Genomic DNA, 17,627 nt, shown 5'->3' on the forward strand with positions numbered 1-17,627 from the left:
CTGGCCCTTGTCAGTGACTTGGGCTGTGCTCGGCAAGCGGGGCGAATGTTATAAAGCTCCCGCAGGTCCGTCAACTAGTTTTTTAAAAATTTTTAAGCAGAAAGAATGAGTTAGCCGCCACAGAGGCTTCTCTGTTGCCAGCGGGCCCGTCCATGCGAAAATAGCCGACCCTTTTCCGTCACCACCAGAAATCGCCCATGACCGCCCAACTGATCGACGGCAAGTCCATTGCCGCCCGCCTGCGCCAGGATATTGCCCAGCGAGTCTCTCAACGTCGTAGCGCCGGCCTGCGCGCCCCTGGCCTCGCCGTCATCCTGGTCGGCACCGATCCCGCCTCGCGCGTCTATGTGGCGCACAAGCGCAAGGATTGCGAAGAGGTCGGTTTCGACTCCTATGCCCATGACCTGCCGGCCAGCACCACCCAGGCCGAGCTGGAAGCCCTGATCGACCGGCTCAACGACGACACCAGCGTCGACGGCATCCTGCTGCAGCTGCCCCTTCCCGCGCACCTGGATGCTACCCAGCTGCTGGAGCGCATCCGTACCGACAAGGACGTGGACGGCTTCCACCCCTACAACCTGGGTCGTCTGGCGCAGCGCAACCCCCAGCTGCGCCCCTGTACGCCCAAGGGCATCATGACCCTGCTGCACAGCACCGGCGTCGACCTCTATGGTCTGGATGCGGTGGTGGTCGGCGCCTCCAACATCGTCGGCCGCCCCATGGCGCTGGAATTGCTATTGGCCGGCTGCACCGCCACCGTGACCCACAGATTCACCCGCTCCCTCGAACACCATGTCAGCCAGGCCGATCTGGTAGTGGTGGCCGTGGGCAAGCCTGGACTGGTCAAGGGTGAATGGATCAAGCCCGGCGCCATCGTCATCGACGTCGGCATCAATCGCCAGGCCGATGGCCGCCTGGTCGGCGACGTGGAATACGAAAGCGCCTGCGAACGCGCCAGCTGGATCACCCCCGTTCCGGGCGGCGTAGGCCCCATGACGCGGGCCTGCCTGCTGGAAAATACCCTGTACGCAGCCGAGCAGCTGCACAGCTAGCAAAACGGGCCCCGCGGGGCCCGTTCTTCATTCGGCCAGGCTTCAGGGCAGCCAGGACTTCACGCGATCCGGATGGGCCGCGATCCAGGCCTTGGCGGCCTCTTCCGGCTTCTTGCCCTCTTCCACGGCCAGCATCACCTCGTTGACCTCACCGGGTTGCCAGGCGAACTTCTTCAGGAAATCCCAGACTGGCTTGGCCTTGGCTTCCAGGGCCGGGTTGGCCACGGTGTCCACGTGCTCGGAACCGCCGAACACGCCCTTGGGATCTTCGAGGAACTTGAGTTTCCACTTGGCGAACATCCAGTGCGGCACCCAACCGGTCACCACGACGGCCTTCTGGTCCTTCTCGGCGCGGGTCAGCTCGGCGATCATGCCGCTGCCCGAACTGGCCACCAGCTTGTAATCCAGGCCGTAGTCCTTGATCGCCTGATCGGCCTTGATCATGACCCCGGCACCGGCGTCGATACCGACGATACGGCCACCGAAGTCGGCCTTCTGCGCCTGCAGATCGGCGATGCTGTTGGCCTTGACGTATTCCGGCACGATCAGACCGATCTTGGCGTCGGGTGTATTGACGTTCAGATTGACCACCTGGTCCTTCATCTTGTCGTAATAGGCACCATGGGTGACCGGCAGCCAGGCGGACAACATGGCATCGAGCTTGCCGCGCGCGACGCCCTGCCACATGATGCCGGCGGCGACCGGCATGAGCTTGACCTCGTAGCCCAGATTCTGGCGGATCACTTCAGCTGCGGTGTGGGTCGTGGCCACGCTATCGGCCCAGCCATCGACATAGCCGATGGTGATTTCGGGCTTGGCCGCCTGAGCCAGGCTCATGGCCGAGGTCAGCGCGACACCGAGTCCTATTCCCAACAGTTTCTTCACCATGCTCATGCAGCAGTCCTCTCGCTATGGAAGTCGGGCGGTTGCCCCACCTCCATCATTCGGGCAATGCAAGATGGCCACTACCGCCTGGACGACGCATAACGACCGGTTAGCGACAGAAGCTGCACTTTCCGCGACATCCGATGTCGCTTGACGCAGCCCGTCGACCGCTCTGTAATCGACGCCTCGCAGAAACCTGCGGCTGCCGATGCAACCTATTGGCGGACCGTTGTCTTACCTACGCTCTCAAGCCCTCTGAAAGGACTCTGTCCATGCGTCTTCCGTTGCGCGTCGCCGCCCTGCTGGGCGCGCTGTTTTCCGGCCTCTGGGGTACCGCGCACGCGGCCGCCGAAGTGGATGCCGCCACCTATGGCTATCCACTGGTCAATCCTTTCGAAGCCACCATCGTCACCACCCCAGAAAAATTCCGGCCCGAGCTGCCGCCCGAAAGCACCATCGACCAGGACGACTACAGCCTCAACCTGCGTCCCGAGCGGGAGTATCAGCTGCCTGGCAACTTCTGGCCGGTGAAGAAATTCCATTACCGGCTCGCACGGCAGGACCATCCGGCCCCGCTGATCTTCCTGATCGCCGGCACCGGGGCCAACTACTCCTCCAGCACCCAGGAATACCTGAAGCGGCTGTATTACGCGGCCGGTTACCACGTGGTGCAGCTGTCGTCGCCCACCAGCTGGGACTTCATGGTGTCGGTATCGCGCACTGCCACGCCGGGCTACACGCCGCATGATGCCGAAGATCTCTATCGCGCCATGCAGGCGGTGCGCGCCCAGCATCCCAAGCTGCCGGTCACCGACTATTACCTGACCGGCTACAGCCTGGGCGGCCTGGATGCCGCCTTCGTCTCCTATCTCGACGAGACCCAGCGCAGCTTCAACTTCAAGAAGGTGCTGATGGTGAATCCGCCGGTCAACCTGCTGACCTCGGTACGCAACCTGGATCGCCTGGTACAGACCGAAGTGAGGGGCGTCACCAACAACCGCACCTTCTATGAGCTGATCCTGTCCAAGCTGACCCGCTACTTCCAGGAGAAGGGCTACGTCGACTTCAACGATGCCGTGGTCCGCGACTTCCAGCGCTCGCCGGAGCGACTGAGCAACGAAGAGCTGGCCATGCTGATCGGCTCGTCCTTCCGTTTCTCCGCGGCGGACATCGCCTTCACCTCCGACCTGATCAACCGGCGCGGCCTGATCACCCCGCCGACCTACCCGATCAGCGAGGGCACCAGCCTGACGCGCTTCTTCGCCCGTTCGCTGCAGTGCGACTTCGACTGCTACATGACCGAGCAGGTCATGCCGTTCTGGCAAAAGAACTTCAAGGGGCAGAACCTCGACGATCTGGCGCGCAAATCCAGCCTCACGGCGCTGGAAGACTATCTGAAGAGCAGCTCCAAGATCGGCGTCATGCACAATGCCGACGACATCATCCTCGGCCCGGGCGACCTGGGTTTCCTGCGCAAGACCTTTGGCGATCGCTTGACCGTCTACCCCCACGGCGGCCATTGCGGCAATCTCAACTACCGCGTCAACGCGAACGCCATGCTGGAGTTCTTCGCCCGTGGTTAAGTCCCTGCTCGCTCTCCTCCTGATGGCCAGTGCCTCGGTATTCGCTGCCGAATCGAGCCCGCCGCCCTCCTCCACTCTGACCATCGGCTCGGACACCATGCCGGCCGCCCCCGTGGGCGCCGACGGTTTCAGCAATCCGCTGTCGACCCTCAAGTACAACCCAGGGCTGGATCAGCGCGAATTCGAACGGGCCTCCCTGGTTGCACTGGACGTCTACGATCCTTTCGAATCCTGGAATCGTCACGTCTACCACTTCAACTATCGGCTGGACGAGTGGGTCCTGCTGCCGGTGGTCAACGGCTATCGCTGGATCACCCCGCGCTTCGTGCGTTCGGGCGTGAGCAACTTCTTCAGCAACCTGGGCGACGTCAACAACCTGCTCAACAGCGTGCTGCAGTTCAAGGGCCGCCGCGCCCTGGACACCACCGGCCGGCTGCTGCTTAACACCACCGTCGGGGTGTTCGGCCTGTGGGATCCAGCGACCCGGGTGGGGCTGATCAAGCAGCCGGAAGACTTCGGCCAAACCCTCGGCTTCTATGGCGTGGGCGATGGTCCTTTCCTGATGCTGCCGGTCCTCGGCCCGTCCAACCTGCGCGACACCGGCGGCTTGGCGGTGGACTTCGCCGCCGAGGCGCAGATCAACTTCCTCAACGTCAGCGACGAAAGCGGTCGCCACCCGGAGATCATGGTGCTGCGCGGCATCAACCTCAGGTACGTGACCGACATGAGATACGGCCAGCTCAATTCGCCCTTCGAGTACGAGAAGATCCGCTATTTCTACACCAAGGCGCGGGAACTGCAGATCGCCGAATAAGGCCTAGGCGTTGGCGAGAAAGGCCCGCAGCTCCGGCAGGCGGGCCTGCGCATCGGCCCGCCCCAGCGCCATCAGCTCCTGGCAGTAGGGGGCCTCGAACAGCAGATAGCTGAGCAGGGCGCTGCCTGAAGGCCGATTCACCCCAACCCCCCGCAACAACTGCCGCAACGCCGGCGGCAGGCGCTTGCGGTGCCGGGTGGCGATGTCGCCCAGTGGCTGGCTGGGTGAGATCACCAGCATCTCCACCGGTCGGCACAGGCGACCACTGACCGGATCTCCCGCCGGCAGCGCATTGCTCAGCAGGTTGAGGCGGCGCAGGGTTTCGGTATCGCTGTCCAGGGCATCGACAAAGGTGCTGTTGAGCAGGTGGCCGCCGATCTGCGCCACGGTCGGCGGCCGGCCCTGCACGCCATGCTCCTGGCCACCCGGCGCGCCCAGCCCTATCACCAGGATGCGATCCGCGCCCAGATGCAGCGCCGGACTGATGGGCGCCGTCTGCCGGACCGAGCCATCGCCCAGGAACTCACGCCCCACCTTCACCGGCGGAAAGAACAGCGGAATGGCCGTGCTGGCCAGCAGGTGGTCGACCGCCAGCCGCGCCGGCACCCCGACGCGCCGATGGCGGAACCAGGGATCGAGGACGCCCTGACTCTGGTAGAAGGTCATCGCCTGTCCCGAGGCATAGCCGAAGGCGGTCACCGCCACCGCTCGCAGCGCGCGCTGGCGCAAGGCCGCGGTGATGCCGGAGAAATCCAGCTCGCGGCTGAGCAGCGCCCGCAGGGGCGCGTTGTCGAGCAGCGCCAGCGGTTCCTGCCGCCAGGCACCGAACAGGGTCTGCAAGCCGAAGCGCGCCGCCTGGCGGGTCACCCCGCCCCAATCGCTGCGATAGATCATCGCGGTTTCCAGGCCCGACCAGACCGCGGCCAGGCGCTCCACCGCGCGACCGAAATCCAGGGCGCCGCAGCCCAGCACCGCCGCGTTGAGGGCACCGGCCGAGGTGCCGACCAGAATGGGAAAGGGATTCTCGGAGCGCACCGCCAGGGTATCCGCCACCACCTGCAGCACCCCGACCTGATAGGCGGCCCGCGCGCCACCGCCGGCCAGAATCAGCCCCGTGCGCTGCTCGGCGGCCGGGCTCATCTAGCGCCTCTTCTTCGGATACAGCTTGGGCTCGCCAGGCGGGCGGGTCTTGAACCGCCGGTGGGCCCAGAGGTATTGCTCGGGCAGCTGGCTGACGCAGCGTTCCACCCACCGATTGATGCGCAGGCAGTCGGCCTCCTCGCTCTCGCCGGGGAAATCGGCCAGGGGCGGATGGATGACCAGGCGGTAACCCGATCCATCCGCCAGGCGCTCCTGGGTGAAGGGCAGCACCCTGGCCCGGCCCAGGCGGGCGAACTTGGTGGTGGCGGTAACGGTAGCGGCGGGAATGCCGAACAGTGGCACGAACAGGCTCTGCTTGGCGCCGTAGTCCTGGTCGGGCGCGTACCAGATGGCGCGACCGGCCCGCAGCACCTTGAGCATGGTACGCACGTCCTCGCGCTCGATGGCGGTGGCGTCCAGGTTGTGGCGCTCGCGACCGCTACGCTGGATGAAGTCGAACAGCGGATTCTTGTGCTGGCGGTACATGCCATCGATGGTATGCCGCTGACCGAGCAGCGCCGCGCCGATTTCCAGGGTGGTGAAATGCAGCGCCATGAGGATCACGCCCTGCCCGTCGCGCTGAGCGGCCTGCAGATGTTCGAGGCCTTCGATATGGGCCAGCCGGGCCAGGCGCCGGCGCGGCCACCACCAGCTCATGGCCATTTCCAGCAGGGCCATGGCGCTGCTGGCGAAGTTGCGCCGCAACAGCCGATCGCGCGCCCGCTCGTCGAGCTGGGGAAAACAGAGTTCCAGATTGCGGCGAGCGATGGCCCGGCGCTGGCCGGCGACGTGGTAGAAGATCCAGCCGAGGCCCTGGGCGAGACGCAGCAGCACGCCATAGGGCAGTTGCACCAGCAGCCAGAGCAGGCCAAGCCCCAGCCAGAGCGGCCAGTACCGTGGATTGAGAAAGGCGAGGCGGAAAGACGGCCGCTCCATCGGAACTCCTGCATGAAAAAGTCGCGCCATTCTACAGGCCTCGCGCAGATTTCCCGTAGCCTTCACAGTCACGGCCCCCCACACCCGGTGAGGGTTGCGGCACGCGGGGCATCCCGCTATAAGTCCCGCCATCCAAGCACAAGTACCCACCATGACCGCAGCCGATCCTTCCGAAAGCGACTCCGTCTTCCAGCTCAAGGGCAACATGCTCGCCGTGACCGTGCTGGAGCTTCTCCGCAACGACCTGGGGCGCCTGGACCGGCAACTGGCCCAGAAGGTCGCCCAGGCGCCCAATTTCTTCCAGGAAACGCCGTTGGTGCTGGGCCTGGACAAACTCGCCGAGGACGCCGGCCCGCTCGACCTGGGCGCCCTCCTCGATCTCTGCCGTCGCCACGGCCTGCGTACCCTGGCGTTGCGCGCCAGTCGCAGCGGGGATCTGGCCGCCGCCAACGACTACGACCTGCCGATCCTGCCGCCCAGCTCCGGCGGTCGTGAGCGCCAGGTCGACCCACGTGACCGCGAACCGGTCAAGCCAGCCGAACCTGTCGTACCGCCCGCCCCGGCGATCAATCCGACCAAGATCATCACCGCGCCGGTGCGCGGTGGGGTGCAGCTCTATGCCCCGGCCGGAGACCTGGTGGTACTGGCGCCGGTCAGCCCGGGCGCCGAGTTGCTCGCCGACGGCAACATCCACGTCTACGGCCCCATGCGTGGCCGAGCATTGGCGGGCGTAAAAGGTGATACTAAAGCGCGGATTTTCTGCCAGCAGCTGACCGCGGAACTGCTCTCCATCGCCGGCCAGTACAAGGTCGCCGAAGACCTGCGACGCCATCCGCAATGGGGCAATCCGGTACAGGTCGCTTTGGTGGGAGATGTGTTGAACATCACCCGCCTTTAACGGATAATTTCGCGAATTTTTCGCAATTGGCGCCTAAACCGCCAAGGGCAATACGAAGCGCGACACTGCCTGCAATCTCGTCACCGAGGGCACCGAGTCGCTTCAGTTATTACTTTCGATCAAGGTGAATCAGTTTGGCCAAAGTACTCGTAGTCACCTCCGGCAAGGGCGGCGTCGGCAAGACCACCAGCAGCGCTGCCATCGGTACCGGTCTCGCTCTGCGCGGCCACAAGACCGTCATCGTCGACTTCGACGTTGGCCTGCGTAACCTCGACCTGATCATGGGTTGCGAGCGCCGGGTGGTGTATGACTTCGTCAACGTGATCAACAACGAAGCCACCCTGAGCCAGGCCCTGATCAAGGACAAGCGCCTCGAAAACCTGTTCGTGCTGGCTGCCAGCCAGACCCGCGACAAGGACGCCCTGACCCAGGACGGCGTCGAGCGCGTGATCAACGAACTCAAGCAGACCTTCGACTTCATCGTCTGCGACTCTCCCGCAGGGATCGAGAAGGGTGCCCACCTGGCGATGTACTTCGCCGACGAGGCCATCGTGGTCACCAACCCCGAGGTCTCCTCGGTGCGTGACTCCGACCGCATGCTCGGCCTGCTGGCCAGCAAATCGCGCCGCGCCGAAAAGGGCGAAGAAGCCATCAAGGAGCACCTGCTGCTGACCCGCTACAACCCCGAGCGTGTCACCAAGGGCGAGATGCTTGGCGTCGAGGACGTGGAAGAGATCCTGTCCATTCGCCTGCTCGGCGTGATCCCCGAATCCCAGGCGGTGCTCAAGGCCTCGAACCAGGGCATTCCGGTGATTCTCGACGAACAGAGCGACGCCGGTCAGGCTTACAGTGATACCGTGGAGCGACTGCTCGGCAAGGAAGTGGCCTATCGCTTCCTCGACGTGAAGAAGAAAGGCTTCCTGCAACGTCTGTTCGGGGGTGGTGCCGAATGAACATCTTCGACTTCTTTCGCGACCGGAAGAAGCAGAACAGCGCTTCGATAGCCAAGGAACGGCTACAGATCATCGTGGCCCACGAGCGTGGTCGCCACGAGCAGCCGGACTATCTGCCGCAGCTGCAGAAGGACCTGCTGGAAGTGATCCGCAAGTACGTGCCGATCGAGCAGGACCAGATCCAGGTAGAGCTGGAAAACCAGGGCAGCTGCTCCATCCTCGAACTCAACATCACCCTGCCCGACCGCTAACGCGAACCAGGCAGGACAGCGGCGGCCCCAGGGCCGCCGTTGGCGTTTAAGCCCTGTCGAATTTCCGGGCACCTGCCAAGCGGACGCCAGGATTCGAAACCATGGCCTCTAGGAATCCCATGCCTCTCTCCAACATCCGCATCATTCACCAGGACGACGCCCTGCTGGTGGTCGACAAGCCCACCCTGCTGCTGTCGGTCCCCGGTCGCGCCGAAGACAACCGCGATTGCCTGGTGACCCGCCTGCAGGACAACGGCTATCCAGAGGCCCGCATCGTCCATCGACTGGACTGGGAGACCTCCGGGGTCATCGTGCTGGCGCGGGATGCCGACAGCCATCGCGAGCTGTCGCGACAGTTCCATGATCGGGAAACGGAAAAAGCCTACACCGCGCTCTGCTGGGGCGAGCCGGAGGCCAACAGTGGCCGCATCGAATTGCCGCTGCGCTACGACCCGCCGACCAAGCCGCGCCATGTTGTGGATCACGAACTGGGCCGCCATGCCCTGACCTTCTGGCAGCTGCTGGAGCGCCACGGCCACTACAGCCGGGTGGAACTCACCCCCATCACCGGACGGTCGCATCAGCTGCGGGTCCATATGCTAAGCATCGGTCATCCGCTGCTGGGCGATCAACTCTATGCCGAGGGCGAGGCCCTGGCGGCCCAGCCGCGGCTCTGCCTGCACGCGCGCCTGCTGACGCTGACCCATCCCCTCTCGGGCGAGCGCATGAGCTTTACCAGTCCCGCGCCTTTCTGACCGTCGGTGCTGGCATACTGAGGCGCTCAGCCAAAGGAGTGCCTCTTGTCCTCCTGGACCTCCTACTACGCCGCCACCGCCCAGGGTGCCCCGCGCGACACCCTGCTGCAGGCGCTCGCCTGCTGGTCGAGTCCGCCAGGATTGGCGCTGGATCTGGGCTGTGGCACCGGACGCGATACCCTCGTCTTGCTGGAACGCGGCTGGCAGGTGCTGGCGGTGGATGCCGAGGCCGAAGCCCTGAGCGGATTGCGCCAGCGCGTGCCGGTCCTGCTGCAGGCCCGTCTGGAGACCCGCCAAGAGCGCTTCGAGACGGCCAAAATTCCCCGCTGCGACCTCGTCAATTCCAGCTTCGCCCTGCCCTTTTGCGAACCGGCGCGTTTTCCCGCGCTCTGGACTAGGATCACCGCGGCCGTGCGCCCGGGTGGTCTGTTCTGCGGCCAGCTCTTCGGCGAGCGGGACAGCTGGGCCAGCAGGGGCGTGACGGTCGTCGCCGCCGCTGCCCTGGAGCAGCTGCTCCAGGACTGGCAAGTCCTCCAGCATGTCGAGGAGGAAGAGGACGGCCACACCGCGGTCGGACGGTCGAAGCACTGGCACATCCACCACCTGGTGCTGCAGCGCCGTTGAGCCTGGGCGCTACGCTCGACTCCCCTTGGTCCAGAACCTAGACTGGACGCCTTGTCGTCCGGAGTCGTCCATGCGTACCGATCAGATCCAAGGCCTCATCGATTTCCTCTCCACTTCGCCCACGCCCTTCCACGCCACCGCGGCCCTCGCCCGCCGTCTCGAAGCCGCCGGCTACCAGCGCCTGGACGAACGCGAAAGCTGGTCCGTGCAGCCGGGTGGCCGCTACTACGTCACCCGCAACGATTCCTCGCTGATTGCCGTGCGCCTGGGCGCCCAGCCGCTGGAGCGTGGCCTGCGCCTGGTCGGCGCCCATACCGACAGCCCCTGCCTCAAGGTCAAGCCGCAGCCGGAGCTGCAGCGGCAGGGCTTCTGGCAACTGGGCGTCGAGGTCTACGGCGGCATGCTCATGGCGCCCTGGTTCGACCGCGACCTGTCCCTGGCGGGCCGGGTGACCTATCGCGCCGCGGGCCGGGTGCAGAGTCGGCTGATCGACTTCCGCAAGCCGCTGGCGATCATCCCCAACCTGGCCATCCACCTCAATCGCGAAGCCAACCAGGGCTGGGCCATCAATGCCCAGAACGAGCTGCCGCCGATCCTGGCCCAGGTGCCTGCCGGCGAGCGGCGCGACTTCCGCGCCCTGCTGGCCGCGCGCCTGCACCAGGAACACGGCATAGACCAAGCCGAGGTGCTGGATTTCGAACTGAGCTTCTATGATGTCCAGCCCGCCGCCCTGATCGGGCTGGACGATGACTTCATCGCCGCCGCTCGCCTGGACAACCTGCTGTCCTGCCATGCGGGTCTGGAAGCTCTGCTGGCCGCCGAGGGCGACGAGAACGCCGTGCTGGTCTGCACCGATCACGAGGAAGTGGGCTCCACCTCCTGCTGCGGCGCCGATGGTCCCTTCCTCGAACAGGTGCTGCAACGCCTGCTGCCCGCCGGGGATGCCTTTACCCGCACCCTGCAACGTTCGCTGCTGATCTCGGCCGACAACGCCCATGGCGTGCACCCCAACTATGCCGACAAGCACGATGGCAACCACGGCCCGAAACTGAACGGCGGCCCGGTGATCAAGGTGAACGCCAACCAGCGCTATGCCACCAGCAGCGAAACCGCGGCCTTCTTCCGCGACCTCTGCCAACGCGAAGCGGTGCCGGTGCAAAGCTTCGTGGTACGCAGCGACATGGGGTGCGGCTCCACCATCGGCCCCATCACCGCCGGTCAGCTGGGAGTGCGCACCGTGGACATCGGCCTGCCCACCTTCGCCATGCATTCCATCCGCGAATTGGCCGGCAGCCACGACCTCGGCCATCTGATCAAGGTGCTGACGGCCTTCTATGCGAGCAGCGAACTGCCGCTCTGAAGCCAGCCTAGTCCGGTACTTCGACCCTGACCTGGATGGCGTCGTGCCGCCAGAATTCCAGGTCGCAATCGATCAGTCGCCCCTGCTGGTCGTGGTTGATGCGGGTGATGTGCAGCGCCGGACTACCCTGCGCCACTCGCAGGGCCTGGGCAGCCTCCGGCAACAAGGCGGTCGGCAGAATTTCGAAGCGCACCTCGCCGTAGCGGATGTCGTAGCGGTCGCGATACAGCTCGGTGAGGGAACGCTGCAGGTCGTGCTCCAGCAAGCCCGGGAAGTAGGCCGCATTGAGGTAGTGCTCGACATAGAGCACCAGCCGGCCGTCCACGCGGCGCACCCGGCGGATCTGATAGACGCTGGACAACGCCGGTAACTCCAGCAGGCGACATATCTCCGCGGACGCCAGCATCTGCCGCGCCGCCAACACCTCGGTGGCCGGTCGACGACCCTGGGCTTCCACCATGGCGTGGAAATGGGTGCGGGCCAGGGGGTTGTAGGCCAGGCGTGGCGGCGCAACGAACCAGCCGCGCCGCTCTTCGCGATAGATCAGGCCCAGGGCTTCCAGTTGCAACAGGGCCTCACGCAGGGTGATGCGGGTGGTGGCGAACAGCTCGCTCAGCTGGCGCTCGGACGGCAAGCGCTCCATCGCCAGCAGCAGGCCATGGGCGATCTGCTCCTGCAGCGCCTGGCGGATGGCGCTGGCGCCCGGCGCACCTCTTTGGACTAGACCAGCTTCGGATTGGTGCACCCGGAACGCCTCGACTAGGGTTTGCTGGGAGACTAGGGCGGCCAGATGACCGCTTGGTGACGACTGCAGCGCCGGTGCCAGCGGTGGAACGGGGCGAACTGCCATCAAATCGTCATACCTCGCTCCTAGATTGGCCGGTGTCTTGCTGACCTAGACCAAGCCCTAACACCTGGAGCGCCCGTATGACCCGTCTGCTTGCTTCCTTGTTGGCCACTGCCGTTGCGGTACAGGCCGGTACCGCCTTCGCCGATACCGTCGATCTCAAAGCCCTCGAAGCCGCCGCCCGCAAGGAAGGCCAGGTGAACAGCGTCGGCATGCCCGATACCTGGGCGAACTGGAAAGGCACCTGGCAGGACCTGGAGCAGAAGTACGGCCTCAAGCACCAGGACACCGACATGAGCTCCGCCCAGGAGATCGCCAAATTCGCCGCCGAAGGCGAAAACGCCTCCGCCGACATTGGTGACGTCGGTGCCTCCTTCGGCCCCATCGCCGTGCAGAAGGGCGTTACCCAGCCCTACAAGCCGAGCACCTGGGACCAGGTGCCGAGCTGGGCCAAGGACAGCGACGGGCACTGGGCGCTGGCCTACACCGGCACCATCGCCTTCATCGTCAACAAGCAGACCGTCAAGGACGTGCCCCACTCCTGGGCCGACCTGCTCAAGGGCACCTACAAGGTCACCATCGGTGACGTCAGTGCCGCCTCCCAGGCGGTGAGCGGCGTGCTGGCCGCGGCCTACGCCAACGGCGGCGACGAGAAGAACATCAAGCCGGCGCTGGATTTCTTCGCCAAGCTGGCCAAGCAGGGCCGCCTGTCCTTCACCAACCCGGTAGTGGCCAACCTCGAGAAAGGCGAGGTAGAGGTGGGCGTGGTCTGGGACTTCAATGCCCTGAACTACCGCGACCAGATCGACCGCTCGCGCTTCGAGGTGCTGATCCCTTCCGACGGCTCGGTGACCTCCGGCTACACCACCATCATCAACAAGTACGCCAAGCACCCCAATGCCGCCAAGCTGGCTCGTGAGTACATCTTCTCCGACGCGGGCCAGATCAACCTGGCCGAGGGCTATGCCCGGCCGATCCGCGCCGAGCACCTGACCCTGCCGGCGGACGTCCAGGCCAAGCTGCTGCCCCAGGCGCAATACGCCAAGGCGCGCCCCATCACCGACGCCAAGGCCTGGGAAGAGACTTCCAAGCGCCTGCCACGGCTCTGGCAGGAACACGTCCTGATCAACATGCAGCAGTGACGTCATGAAGGTCATCCTGGTCGTGCTGGACGGACTCGCCCTGAGGGTCGCCGAACACGGACTCGGCTTCCTTCAGGCGCTGTGCCTGGCCGGCCGGGGTCGCCTCTACCGCCTGGAGTGCGAGTTGCCTTCGCTCTCCCGGCCGCTCTACGAATGCCTGCTCACCGGGGTGCCACCGGTGAGCAGCGGCATCGTCCACAACGGTGTCAATCGACTCTCGACCGAGACCAGCCTGTTCCATCTGGGGCGGGCCGCCGGTCTCACCACCGCGGCAGCCGCCTATCACTGGGTCAGCGAACTCTATAACCGCAGCCCCTTCGAGCCGGGCCGGGACAGGCACGTCAGCGACACCGGCCTGCCGATCCAGCACGGCCACTTCTACTACGCCGACCACTACCCGGATTCCCACCTGTTCGACGACGCCGAGCACCTGCGCCTCACCCATGCCCCGGACATCCTGCTGGTGCATCCGATGAACATCGACGACGCGGGCCACAAGCACGGTCTCTCCAGCCCCGAATACCGCAATGCCGCGCGCCGCGCCGATGGCCTGTTGTCACACTATCTGCCTACCTGGCTGGACGCCGGCTACCAGGTGCTGGTGACCGCCGATCACGGCATGAACGATGACCGTAGCCATGGCGGGACGCTGGCGGAAGAACGCGAGGTTCCGCTGTTCGTGTTCGGCGAAGGCTTCTCCCTGGGCGAGGCCACGCCGCGGCAGGTGGAGATCTGCGGAACGGTGTGCAGCCTGCTGGGGCTGGCCCACGACAAACCCTGGTGCCGGGAGCTGCTGGCATGAAGCGGCCCTGGCTCGCCCTGCTGCTGATCCTGCCTTTCCTGCTGGTGTTCGGCGCCTTCCAGCTGGCGCCCCTGACCTGGATCGCCTTCAACAGTTTCGACTCCAGCGAAAGCGGCTGGGGCCTGGGCAATTACGCCGAGATCCTCGGCTCGCCCTTCTACCTGCAGGCCATCCGCTTCTCCCTGGAGATCTCGCTCTGGTCCAGCGTCTGCGGCCTGCTCATCGCCCTGGTCGGTGCCTATTCGCTGACGCGGGTGGACTCGCGACTGCGCGGCTTCGTGGTGGCCTTCACCAACATGACCAGCAACTTCGCCGGGGTACCGCTGGCCTTCGCCTTCATCATCCTGCTCGGCATCAATGGCTGCCTGACCCTGGCGCTCAAGCAGCTGGGACTGATCGAGAGCTTCAACCTCTACACCAAGGGCGGCCTGATCCTCATCTACACCTACTTCCAGATCCCCCTGGGCGTATTGCTGCTGTTTCCGGCCTTCGAGGCCCTGAAGCAGGACTGGCGCGATGCGGCGGCACTGCTCGGCGCCGGCACCTGGCAATACTGGCGGCATATCGGCCTGCCGGTGCTCAGCCCGGCGCTAGTGGGCACCTTCATCATCCTGCTGGCCAACGCCCTGGGCGCCTACGCCACCGTCTACGCCCTCACCGTGGGCAACTTCAACGTGGTGCCGGTGCGCATCGCCGCCCTGGTCTCCGGCGACATCTATCTGGAGCCCAACCTGGCCGCCGCCCTGGCCATGCTGCTGGTGGCCTTCATGACCCTGATCACCCTCGTCCATCAGTGGCTGCTGCGGCGGAGTCGTCATGTCCAGAGCTGAGCATCTCTATCATCGCCTGGTGGTCTGGCTGCTGTTTCTGATCCTGTTCGCACCCCTGGCCGCGACCCTGGTCTATTCCCTCGCCACCCAGTGGTCGGCGACCCTGCTGCCGGCCGGCTTCACGTTCAAGTGGTACCTGCAACTGTGGAGCGATCCGCGCTTTCTCGCCGCCTTCGGCCGCTCCCTGGCGATCTGTTTCGGCGCCCTGGCGTTGTCCTGCGTGCTGATCCTGCCGGCCATGTTCGCCATCGCCTACCACTTCCCGCGGCTGGATGCATTGATGAATGTACTGATCCTCTTGCCCTTCGCGGTACCGCCGGTGGTCTCGGCCGTGGGTCTGCTGCAGCTCTATGCCGGCGGCCCACTGCCGCTGACCGGCACACCCTGGATTCTGGTGTTCTGCTACTTCACCATCGCCCTGCCCTTCATGTACCGGGCCATCAGCAACAACCTCCAGGCGCTCAACCTGCGTGACCTGATGGACGCCGCCCACCTGCTCGGCGCCAGCTCCTGGCGCGCCGCGCTGCTGGTGGTGCTGCCCAATCTGCGCACCGGGCTGATGGTGGCGCTGTTCCTGTCCTTTTCCTTTCTCATCGGCGAATTCGTCTTCGCCAACCTACTGGTGGGAACGCGCTACGAGACCCTGCAGATCTATCTCTACAACCTGCGCAACGGCAGCGGCCACCTGACCAGCGCCCTGGTCATTTCCTACTTCTTCGCGGTGCTGCTGATGACCTGGATCGCCAATCGCCTGAATCGGGAGCGGACATGAGCTATCTCGCGGTCAAGGGACTGCACAAGCGCTACGGCGCCAACACCCTGTTCACCGACATCGAATTCCACGCCGAACAAGGCGAACTGGTGACGCTGCTCGGCCCCTCGGGCTGCGGCAAGTCCACCCTGCTGCGCTGCCTGGCCGGCCTCACCGAGGTCGATCGCGGTGCCATCGTGCTGGCCGGCCAGGACATCACCAAGCTGCCGCCGCAACGCCGTGGTATCGCCATGGTGTTCCAGAGCTATGCCCTGTTCCCCAACATGACCGTGGCGCAGAACGTCGCCTTCGGCCTGCGCATGCAGCGGCTGGCGCGGGACGAAATCGGGCAGCGGGTGGGCGAGGCCCTGACCCTGGTTGAACTGCAGGGCTTCGCCGAGCGCTATCCGCATCAGCTCTCCGGTGGCCAGTGCCAGCGCGTGGCCCTGGCGCGCTCGCTGATCGTGCGGCCGCGCCTGCTGCTGCTCGACGAACCCCTCTCAGCGCTGGATGCCCGCATCCGTCGCCACCTGCGTGAACAGATCCGCGCCATCCAGCAGGAGCTGGGCCTGACCACGGTGTTCGTCACCCATGATCAGGAAGAAGCCCTGACCCTGTCCGATCGCATCGTGCTGATGCGCGAAGGACGCATCGTCCAGAGCGGCGATGCCGAGACGCTCTACACCGCGCCGGTGGATGCCTTCGCCGCCGGCTTCATCGGCAACTACAACCTGCTCAGCGCCGACCAGGCCAGCCGGCTGTTCGGCCAGACCTTCCAGGGGCAGGTGGCGATTCGCCCCGAGGCCATCCGCCTCGGCGTAGCGGGTGGCTTCAACGGCCGCATCGTCGGCCACAGCCTGCTGGGTAACGTGATCCGCTACCGGATCGCCACCGAAGCCGGCGAACTCAATGTCGACGTTCTCAACCATGGCCCGACGGCCTTGCAGCCGAACGGCACAGCCGTCACCCTGGCCGTCGATTCCGACAGCCTGAGAGAAGTGGCATGACCCTGGCGATTTTCGATCTCGACGAAACCCTTATCGACGGTGACTGCTCCAGTCTCTGGAGCCAGCAGATGGGCGTCCTTGGCTGGGTCGACCGCGAGTCCTACGTGCGGCGCGACAGCGACCTGATGGCGGCCTATGCCCAGGGCGAACTGGCCATGGAAGACTACATGGCCTTCCACCTCGAACCCCTGGTGGGCCGCACGCCCGAAGAGGTGGATTTCGAGGTCGGACCCTGGGTCGAGGACGTCATCGAACCGCTGATCTTCAGCGACGCCATGAAGTGCATCGCCGCTCACCGCGCCGCTGGCGACCGGGTGATCATCGTCTCGGCCTCCGGGGTGCATCTGGTGGAGCCCATCGCCGAACGACTCGGCGTGGAAGAGGTGCTGGCCATCGACCTGCAGGTCAGCCACGGCGTCTACAGCGGCCAGGTGGAGGGGGTCATGACCTTTCGCGAAGGCAAGCTCACCCGCCTGCTGGAACTGCTCGGCGGCGACCGCAGCCTGCTGGATTCCGCCAGCTTCTACTCCGACTCACGCAACGACCTGCCGCTGCTGGAAGCAGTGGGCAAGCCACACGTGGTCAACCCCGATCCGGTACTGCGCGAACGCGCCACAGCGGCCGGCTGGCCGATCCTCAGCTGGCGGTAACTCGCACCGCGTCCATGGCGGCGCGGGGACGTAGGTTGGGCTGAGACGGCTTTATCGTCGAAGCCCAACATGGCCGGTTCCGAGCAAGATCCGTTGGGCTTCGCTGCGCTCAACCCAACCTACGGGCGCTCCCATGGATTACCGATGTTCGTAGGTTGGGCTGAGACAGCCCCATCGTCGAAGCCCAACATGGCCGGCTCCGAGCAGGGCCCTGTTGGGCTTCGCTACGCTCAACCAACCTACGACCGCTCCTACGGACGCCGATGCTTTCGTAGGTTGGGCTGAGACGGTTCCATCGTCGAAGCCCAACATGACCGGCTCCGAGCAAGATCCCGTTGGGCTTCGCT

19 protein-coding genes are annotated in these 17,627 nt (G+C 65.2%); 15 read left to right on the plus strand and 4 right to left on the minus strand.

Features of this window, described 5'->3' with window-relative positions; translation table 11 throughout:
* The first annotated feature begins 197 nt into the window (after positions 1–197).
* Positions 198–1,052, plus strand: coding sequence for a bifunctional methylenetetrahydrofolate dehydrogenase/methenyltetrahydrofolate cyclohydrolase FolD (gene folD / locus FEZ61_RS08660; RefSeq protein ID WP_017642802.1), 855 nt, complete (start codon positions 198–200; stop codon positions 1,050–1,052).
* 42 nt (positions 1,053–1,094) lie between these two features.
* On the opposite strand, the gene FEZ61_RS08665 is transcribed toward folD, so the two are convergent.
* The gene (locus FEZ61_RS08665) at positions 1,095–1,946 is read right to left on the minus strand and encodes a glycine betaine ABC transporter substrate-binding protein (RefSeq protein ID WP_173148270.1); all 852 of its coding nucleotides are present in this window, start codon (positions 1,944–1,946) and stop codon (positions 1,095–1,097) included.
* A 263-nt stretch (positions 1,947–2,209) separates the two neighbouring features.
* On the opposite strand from FEZ61_RS08665, the gene FEZ61_RS08670 reads away from it, so the two are divergent.
* Both FEZ61_RS08670 and FEZ61_RS08675 read left to right on the plus strand, forming a co-directional pair.
* On the plus strand, positions 2,210–3,520 hold the full coding sequence (locus FEZ61_RS08670; protein ID WP_160923094.1) for an alpha/beta fold hydrolase: 1,311 nt from the start codon (positions 2,210–2,212) through the stop codon (positions 3,518–3,520).
* A 97-nt stretch (positions 3,521–3,617) separates the two neighbouring features.
* Entirely contained in the window at positions 3,618–4,334 is a 717-nt protein-coding gene (locus FEZ61_RS08675) for a VacJ family lipoprotein (RefSeq protein WP_231893032.1), read from the plus strand.
* 3 nt (positions 4,335–4,337) lie between these two features.
* On the opposite strand, the gene FEZ61_RS08680 is transcribed toward FEZ61_RS08675, so the two are convergent.
* Together FEZ61_RS08680 and FEZ61_RS08685 are read right to left on the minus strand one after the other, a co-directional pair.
* On the minus strand, positions 4,338–5,474 hold the full coding sequence (locus FEZ61_RS08680; protein WP_173148272.1) for a patatin-like phospholipase family protein: 1,137 nt from the start codon (positions 5,472–5,474) through the stop codon (positions 4,338–4,340).
* A complete protein-coding gene (locus FEZ61_RS08685) occupies positions 5,475–6,410 on the minus strand; it encodes a lipid A biosynthesis lauroyl acyltransferase (protein WP_017642796.1) in 936 nt (311 codons plus the stop codon).
* Between the two features lie 151 nt (positions 6,411–6,561).
* On the opposite strand from FEZ61_RS08685, the gene minC reads away from it, so the two are divergent.
* The 6 genes from minC to FEZ61_RS08715 all read left to right on the plus strand — a co-directional run bounded on the left by minC (position 6,562) and on the right by FEZ61_RS08715 (position 11,251).
* Positions 6,562–7,308, plus strand: a complete 747-nt coding sequence (gene minC, locus FEZ61_RS08690) for a septum site-determining protein MinC (protein WP_017642795.1) — start codon at positions 6,562–6,564, stop codon at positions 7,306–7,308.
* Positions 7,309–7,442: 134 nt separating this feature from the next.
* Positions 7,443–8,261, plus strand: a complete 819-nt coding sequence (gene minD, locus FEZ61_RS08695) for a septum site-determining protein MinD (protein ID WP_017642794.1) — start codon at positions 7,443–7,445, stop codon at positions 8,259–8,261.
* On the plus strand, positions 8,258–8,512 hold the full coding sequence (minE, locus tag FEZ61_RS08700) for a cell division topological specificity factor MinE (RefSeq protein ID WP_017642793.1): 255 nt from the start codon (positions 8,258–8,260) through the stop codon (positions 8,510–8,512). Before minD ends, minE begins: the two co-directional genes overlap by 4 nt.
* 119 nt (positions 8,513–8,631) lie before the next feature.
* Positions 8,632–9,267: an RluA family pseudouridine synthase gene (locus tag FEZ61_RS08705; RefSeq protein ID WP_064307155.1), complete on the plus strand. Its 636-nt coding sequence runs from the start codon at positions 8,632–8,634 to the stop codon at positions 9,265–9,267.
* 45 nt (positions 9,268–9,312) lie between these two features.
* Positions 9,313–9,891, plus strand: coding sequence for a class I SAM-dependent methyltransferase (locus FEZ61_RS08710; RefSeq protein WP_017642791.1), 579 nt, complete (start codon positions 9,313–9,315; stop codon positions 9,889–9,891).
* 70 nt (positions 9,892–9,961) lie between these two features.
* The gene (locus tag FEZ61_RS08715) at positions 9,962–11,251 is read left to right on the plus strand and encodes a M18 family aminopeptidase (protein WP_064307156.1); all 1,290 of its coding nucleotides are present in this window, start codon (positions 9,962–9,964) and stop codon (positions 11,249–11,251) included.
* Between the two features lie 7 nt (positions 11,252–11,258).
* Here the strand turns inward: FEZ61_RS08715 and FEZ61_RS08720 are convergent, their stop codons facing one another.
* Positions 11,259–11,996, minus strand: coding sequence for a UTRA domain-containing protein (locus tag FEZ61_RS08720; RefSeq protein WP_017642789.1), 738 nt, complete (start codon positions 11,994–11,996; stop codon positions 11,259–11,261).
* 182 nt (positions 11,997–12,178) lie between these two features.
* On the opposite strand from FEZ61_RS08720, the gene FEZ61_RS08725 reads away from it, so the two are divergent.
* Genes FEZ61_RS08725 through FEZ61_RS08750 form a run of 6 tightly spaced genes read left to right on the plus strand, consistent with a single transcriptional unit; the run spans position 12,179 to position 17,280 of the window.
* Entirely contained in the window at positions 12,179–13,240 is a 1,062-nt protein-coding gene (locus FEZ61_RS08725; RefSeq protein WP_017642788.1) for an ABC transporter substrate-binding protein, read from the plus strand.
* A gap of 4 nt (positions 13,241–13,244) precedes the next feature.
* Positions 13,245–14,042, plus strand: coding sequence for an alkaline phosphatase family protein (locus tag FEZ61_RS08730; protein WP_173148274.1), 798 nt, complete (start codon positions 13,245–13,247; stop codon positions 14,040–14,042).
* The gene (locus FEZ61_RS08735) at positions 14,039–14,872 is read left to right on the plus strand and encodes an ABC transporter permease subunit (protein ID WP_093249171.1); all 834 of its coding nucleotides are present in this window, start codon (positions 14,039–14,041) and stop codon (positions 14,870–14,872) included. Before FEZ61_RS08730 ends, FEZ61_RS08735 begins: the two co-directional genes overlap by 4 nt.
* Positions 14,859–15,644 carry an ABC transporter permease gene (locus FEZ61_RS08740; protein WP_017642785.1) on the plus strand — a complete coding sequence of 262 codons (786 nt, stop codon included), beginning with the start codon at positions 14,859–14,861 and terminating at the stop codon, positions 15,642–15,644. The genes FEZ61_RS08735 and FEZ61_RS08740 overlap by 14 nt, the downstream gene beginning before the upstream one ends.
* The gene (locus FEZ61_RS08745; protein WP_017642784.1) at positions 15,641–16,630 is read left to right on the plus strand and encodes an ABC transporter ATP-binding protein; all 990 of its coding nucleotides are present in this window, start codon (positions 15,641–15,643) and stop codon (positions 16,628–16,630) included. The genes FEZ61_RS08740 and FEZ61_RS08745 overlap by 4 nt, the downstream gene beginning before the upstream one ends.
* Positions 16,627–17,280 (plus strand): HAD family hydrolase, encoded by a 654-nt coding sequence (locus FEZ61_RS08750; RefSeq protein ID WP_173148276.1) that lies wholly within the window; start codon positions 16,627–16,629, stop codon positions 17,278–17,280. Before FEZ61_RS08745 ends, FEZ61_RS08750 begins: the two co-directional genes overlap by 4 nt.
* Positions 17,281–17,627 lie beyond the last annotated feature (347 nt).

This window comes from Pseudomonas sp. MS15a(2019) (genome assembly GCF_013277805.1).
GTDB classification, from domain to species: Bacteria; Pseudomonadota; Gammaproteobacteria; order Pseudomonadales; family Pseudomonadaceae; genus Chryseomonas; species Chryseomonas benzopyrenica.

Coding starts and splice junctions, on each gene's coding strand:
- folD (WP_017642802.1), top strand. CDS start 198: ATGACCGCCCAACTGATCGACGGCAAGTCCATTGCCGCCCGCCTGCGC.
- FEZ61_RS08665 (WP_173148270.1), bottom strand. CDS start 1,946: ATGAGCATGGTGAAGAAACTGTTGGGAATAGGACTCGGTGTCGCGCTG.
- FEZ61_RS08670 (WP_160923094.1), top strand. CDS start 2,210: ATGCGTCTTCCGTTGCGCGTCGCCGCCCTGCTGGGCGCGCTGTTTTCC.
- FEZ61_RS08675 (WP_231893032.1), top strand. CDS start 3,618: ATGCCGGCCGCCCCCGTGGGCGCCGACGGTTTCAGCAATCCGCTGTCG.
- FEZ61_RS08680 (WP_173148272.1), bottom strand. CDS start 5,474: ATGAGCCCGGCCGCCGAGCAGCGCACGGGGCTGATTCTGGCCGGCGGT.
- FEZ61_RS08685 (WP_017642796.1), bottom strand. CDS start 6,410: ATGGAGCGGCCGTCTTTCCGCCTCGCCTTTCTCAATCCACGGTACTGG.
- minC (WP_017642795.1), top strand. CDS start 6,562: ATGACCGCAGCCGATCCTTCCGAAAGCGACTCCGTCTTCCAGCTCAAG.
- minE (WP_017642793.1), top strand. CDS start 8,258: ATGAACATCTTCGACTTCTTTCGCGACCGGAAGAAGCAGAACAGCGCT.
- FEZ61_RS08705 (WP_064307155.1), top strand. CDS start 8,632: ATGCCTCTCTCCAACATCCGCATCATTCACCAGGACGACGCCCTGCTG.
- FEZ61_RS08715 (WP_064307156.1), top strand. CDS start 9,962: ATGCGTACCGATCAGATCCAAGGCCTCATCGATTTCCTCTCCACTTCG.
- FEZ61_RS08725 (WP_017642788.1), top strand. CDS start 12,179: ATGACCCGTCTGCTTGCTTCCTTGTTGGCCACTGCCGTTGCGGTACAG.
- FEZ61_RS08730 (WP_173148274.1), top strand. CDS start 13,245: ATGAAGGTCATCCTGGTCGTGCTGGACGGACTCGCCCTGAGGGTCGCC.
- FEZ61_RS08735 (WP_093249171.1), top strand. CDS start 14,039: ATGAAGCGGCCCTGGCTCGCCCTGCTGCTGATCCTGCCTTTCCTGCTG.
- FEZ61_RS08740 (WP_017642785.1), top strand. CDS start 14,859: ATGTCCAGAGCTGAGCATCTCTATCATCGCCTGGTGGTCTGGCTGCTG.
- FEZ61_RS08745 (WP_017642784.1), top strand. CDS start 15,641: ATGAGCTATCTCGCGGTCAAGGGACTGCACAAGCGCTACGGCGCCAAC.
- FEZ61_RS08750 (WP_173148276.1), top strand. CDS start 16,627: ATGACCCTGGCGATTTTCGATCTCGACGAAACCCTTATCGACGGTGAC.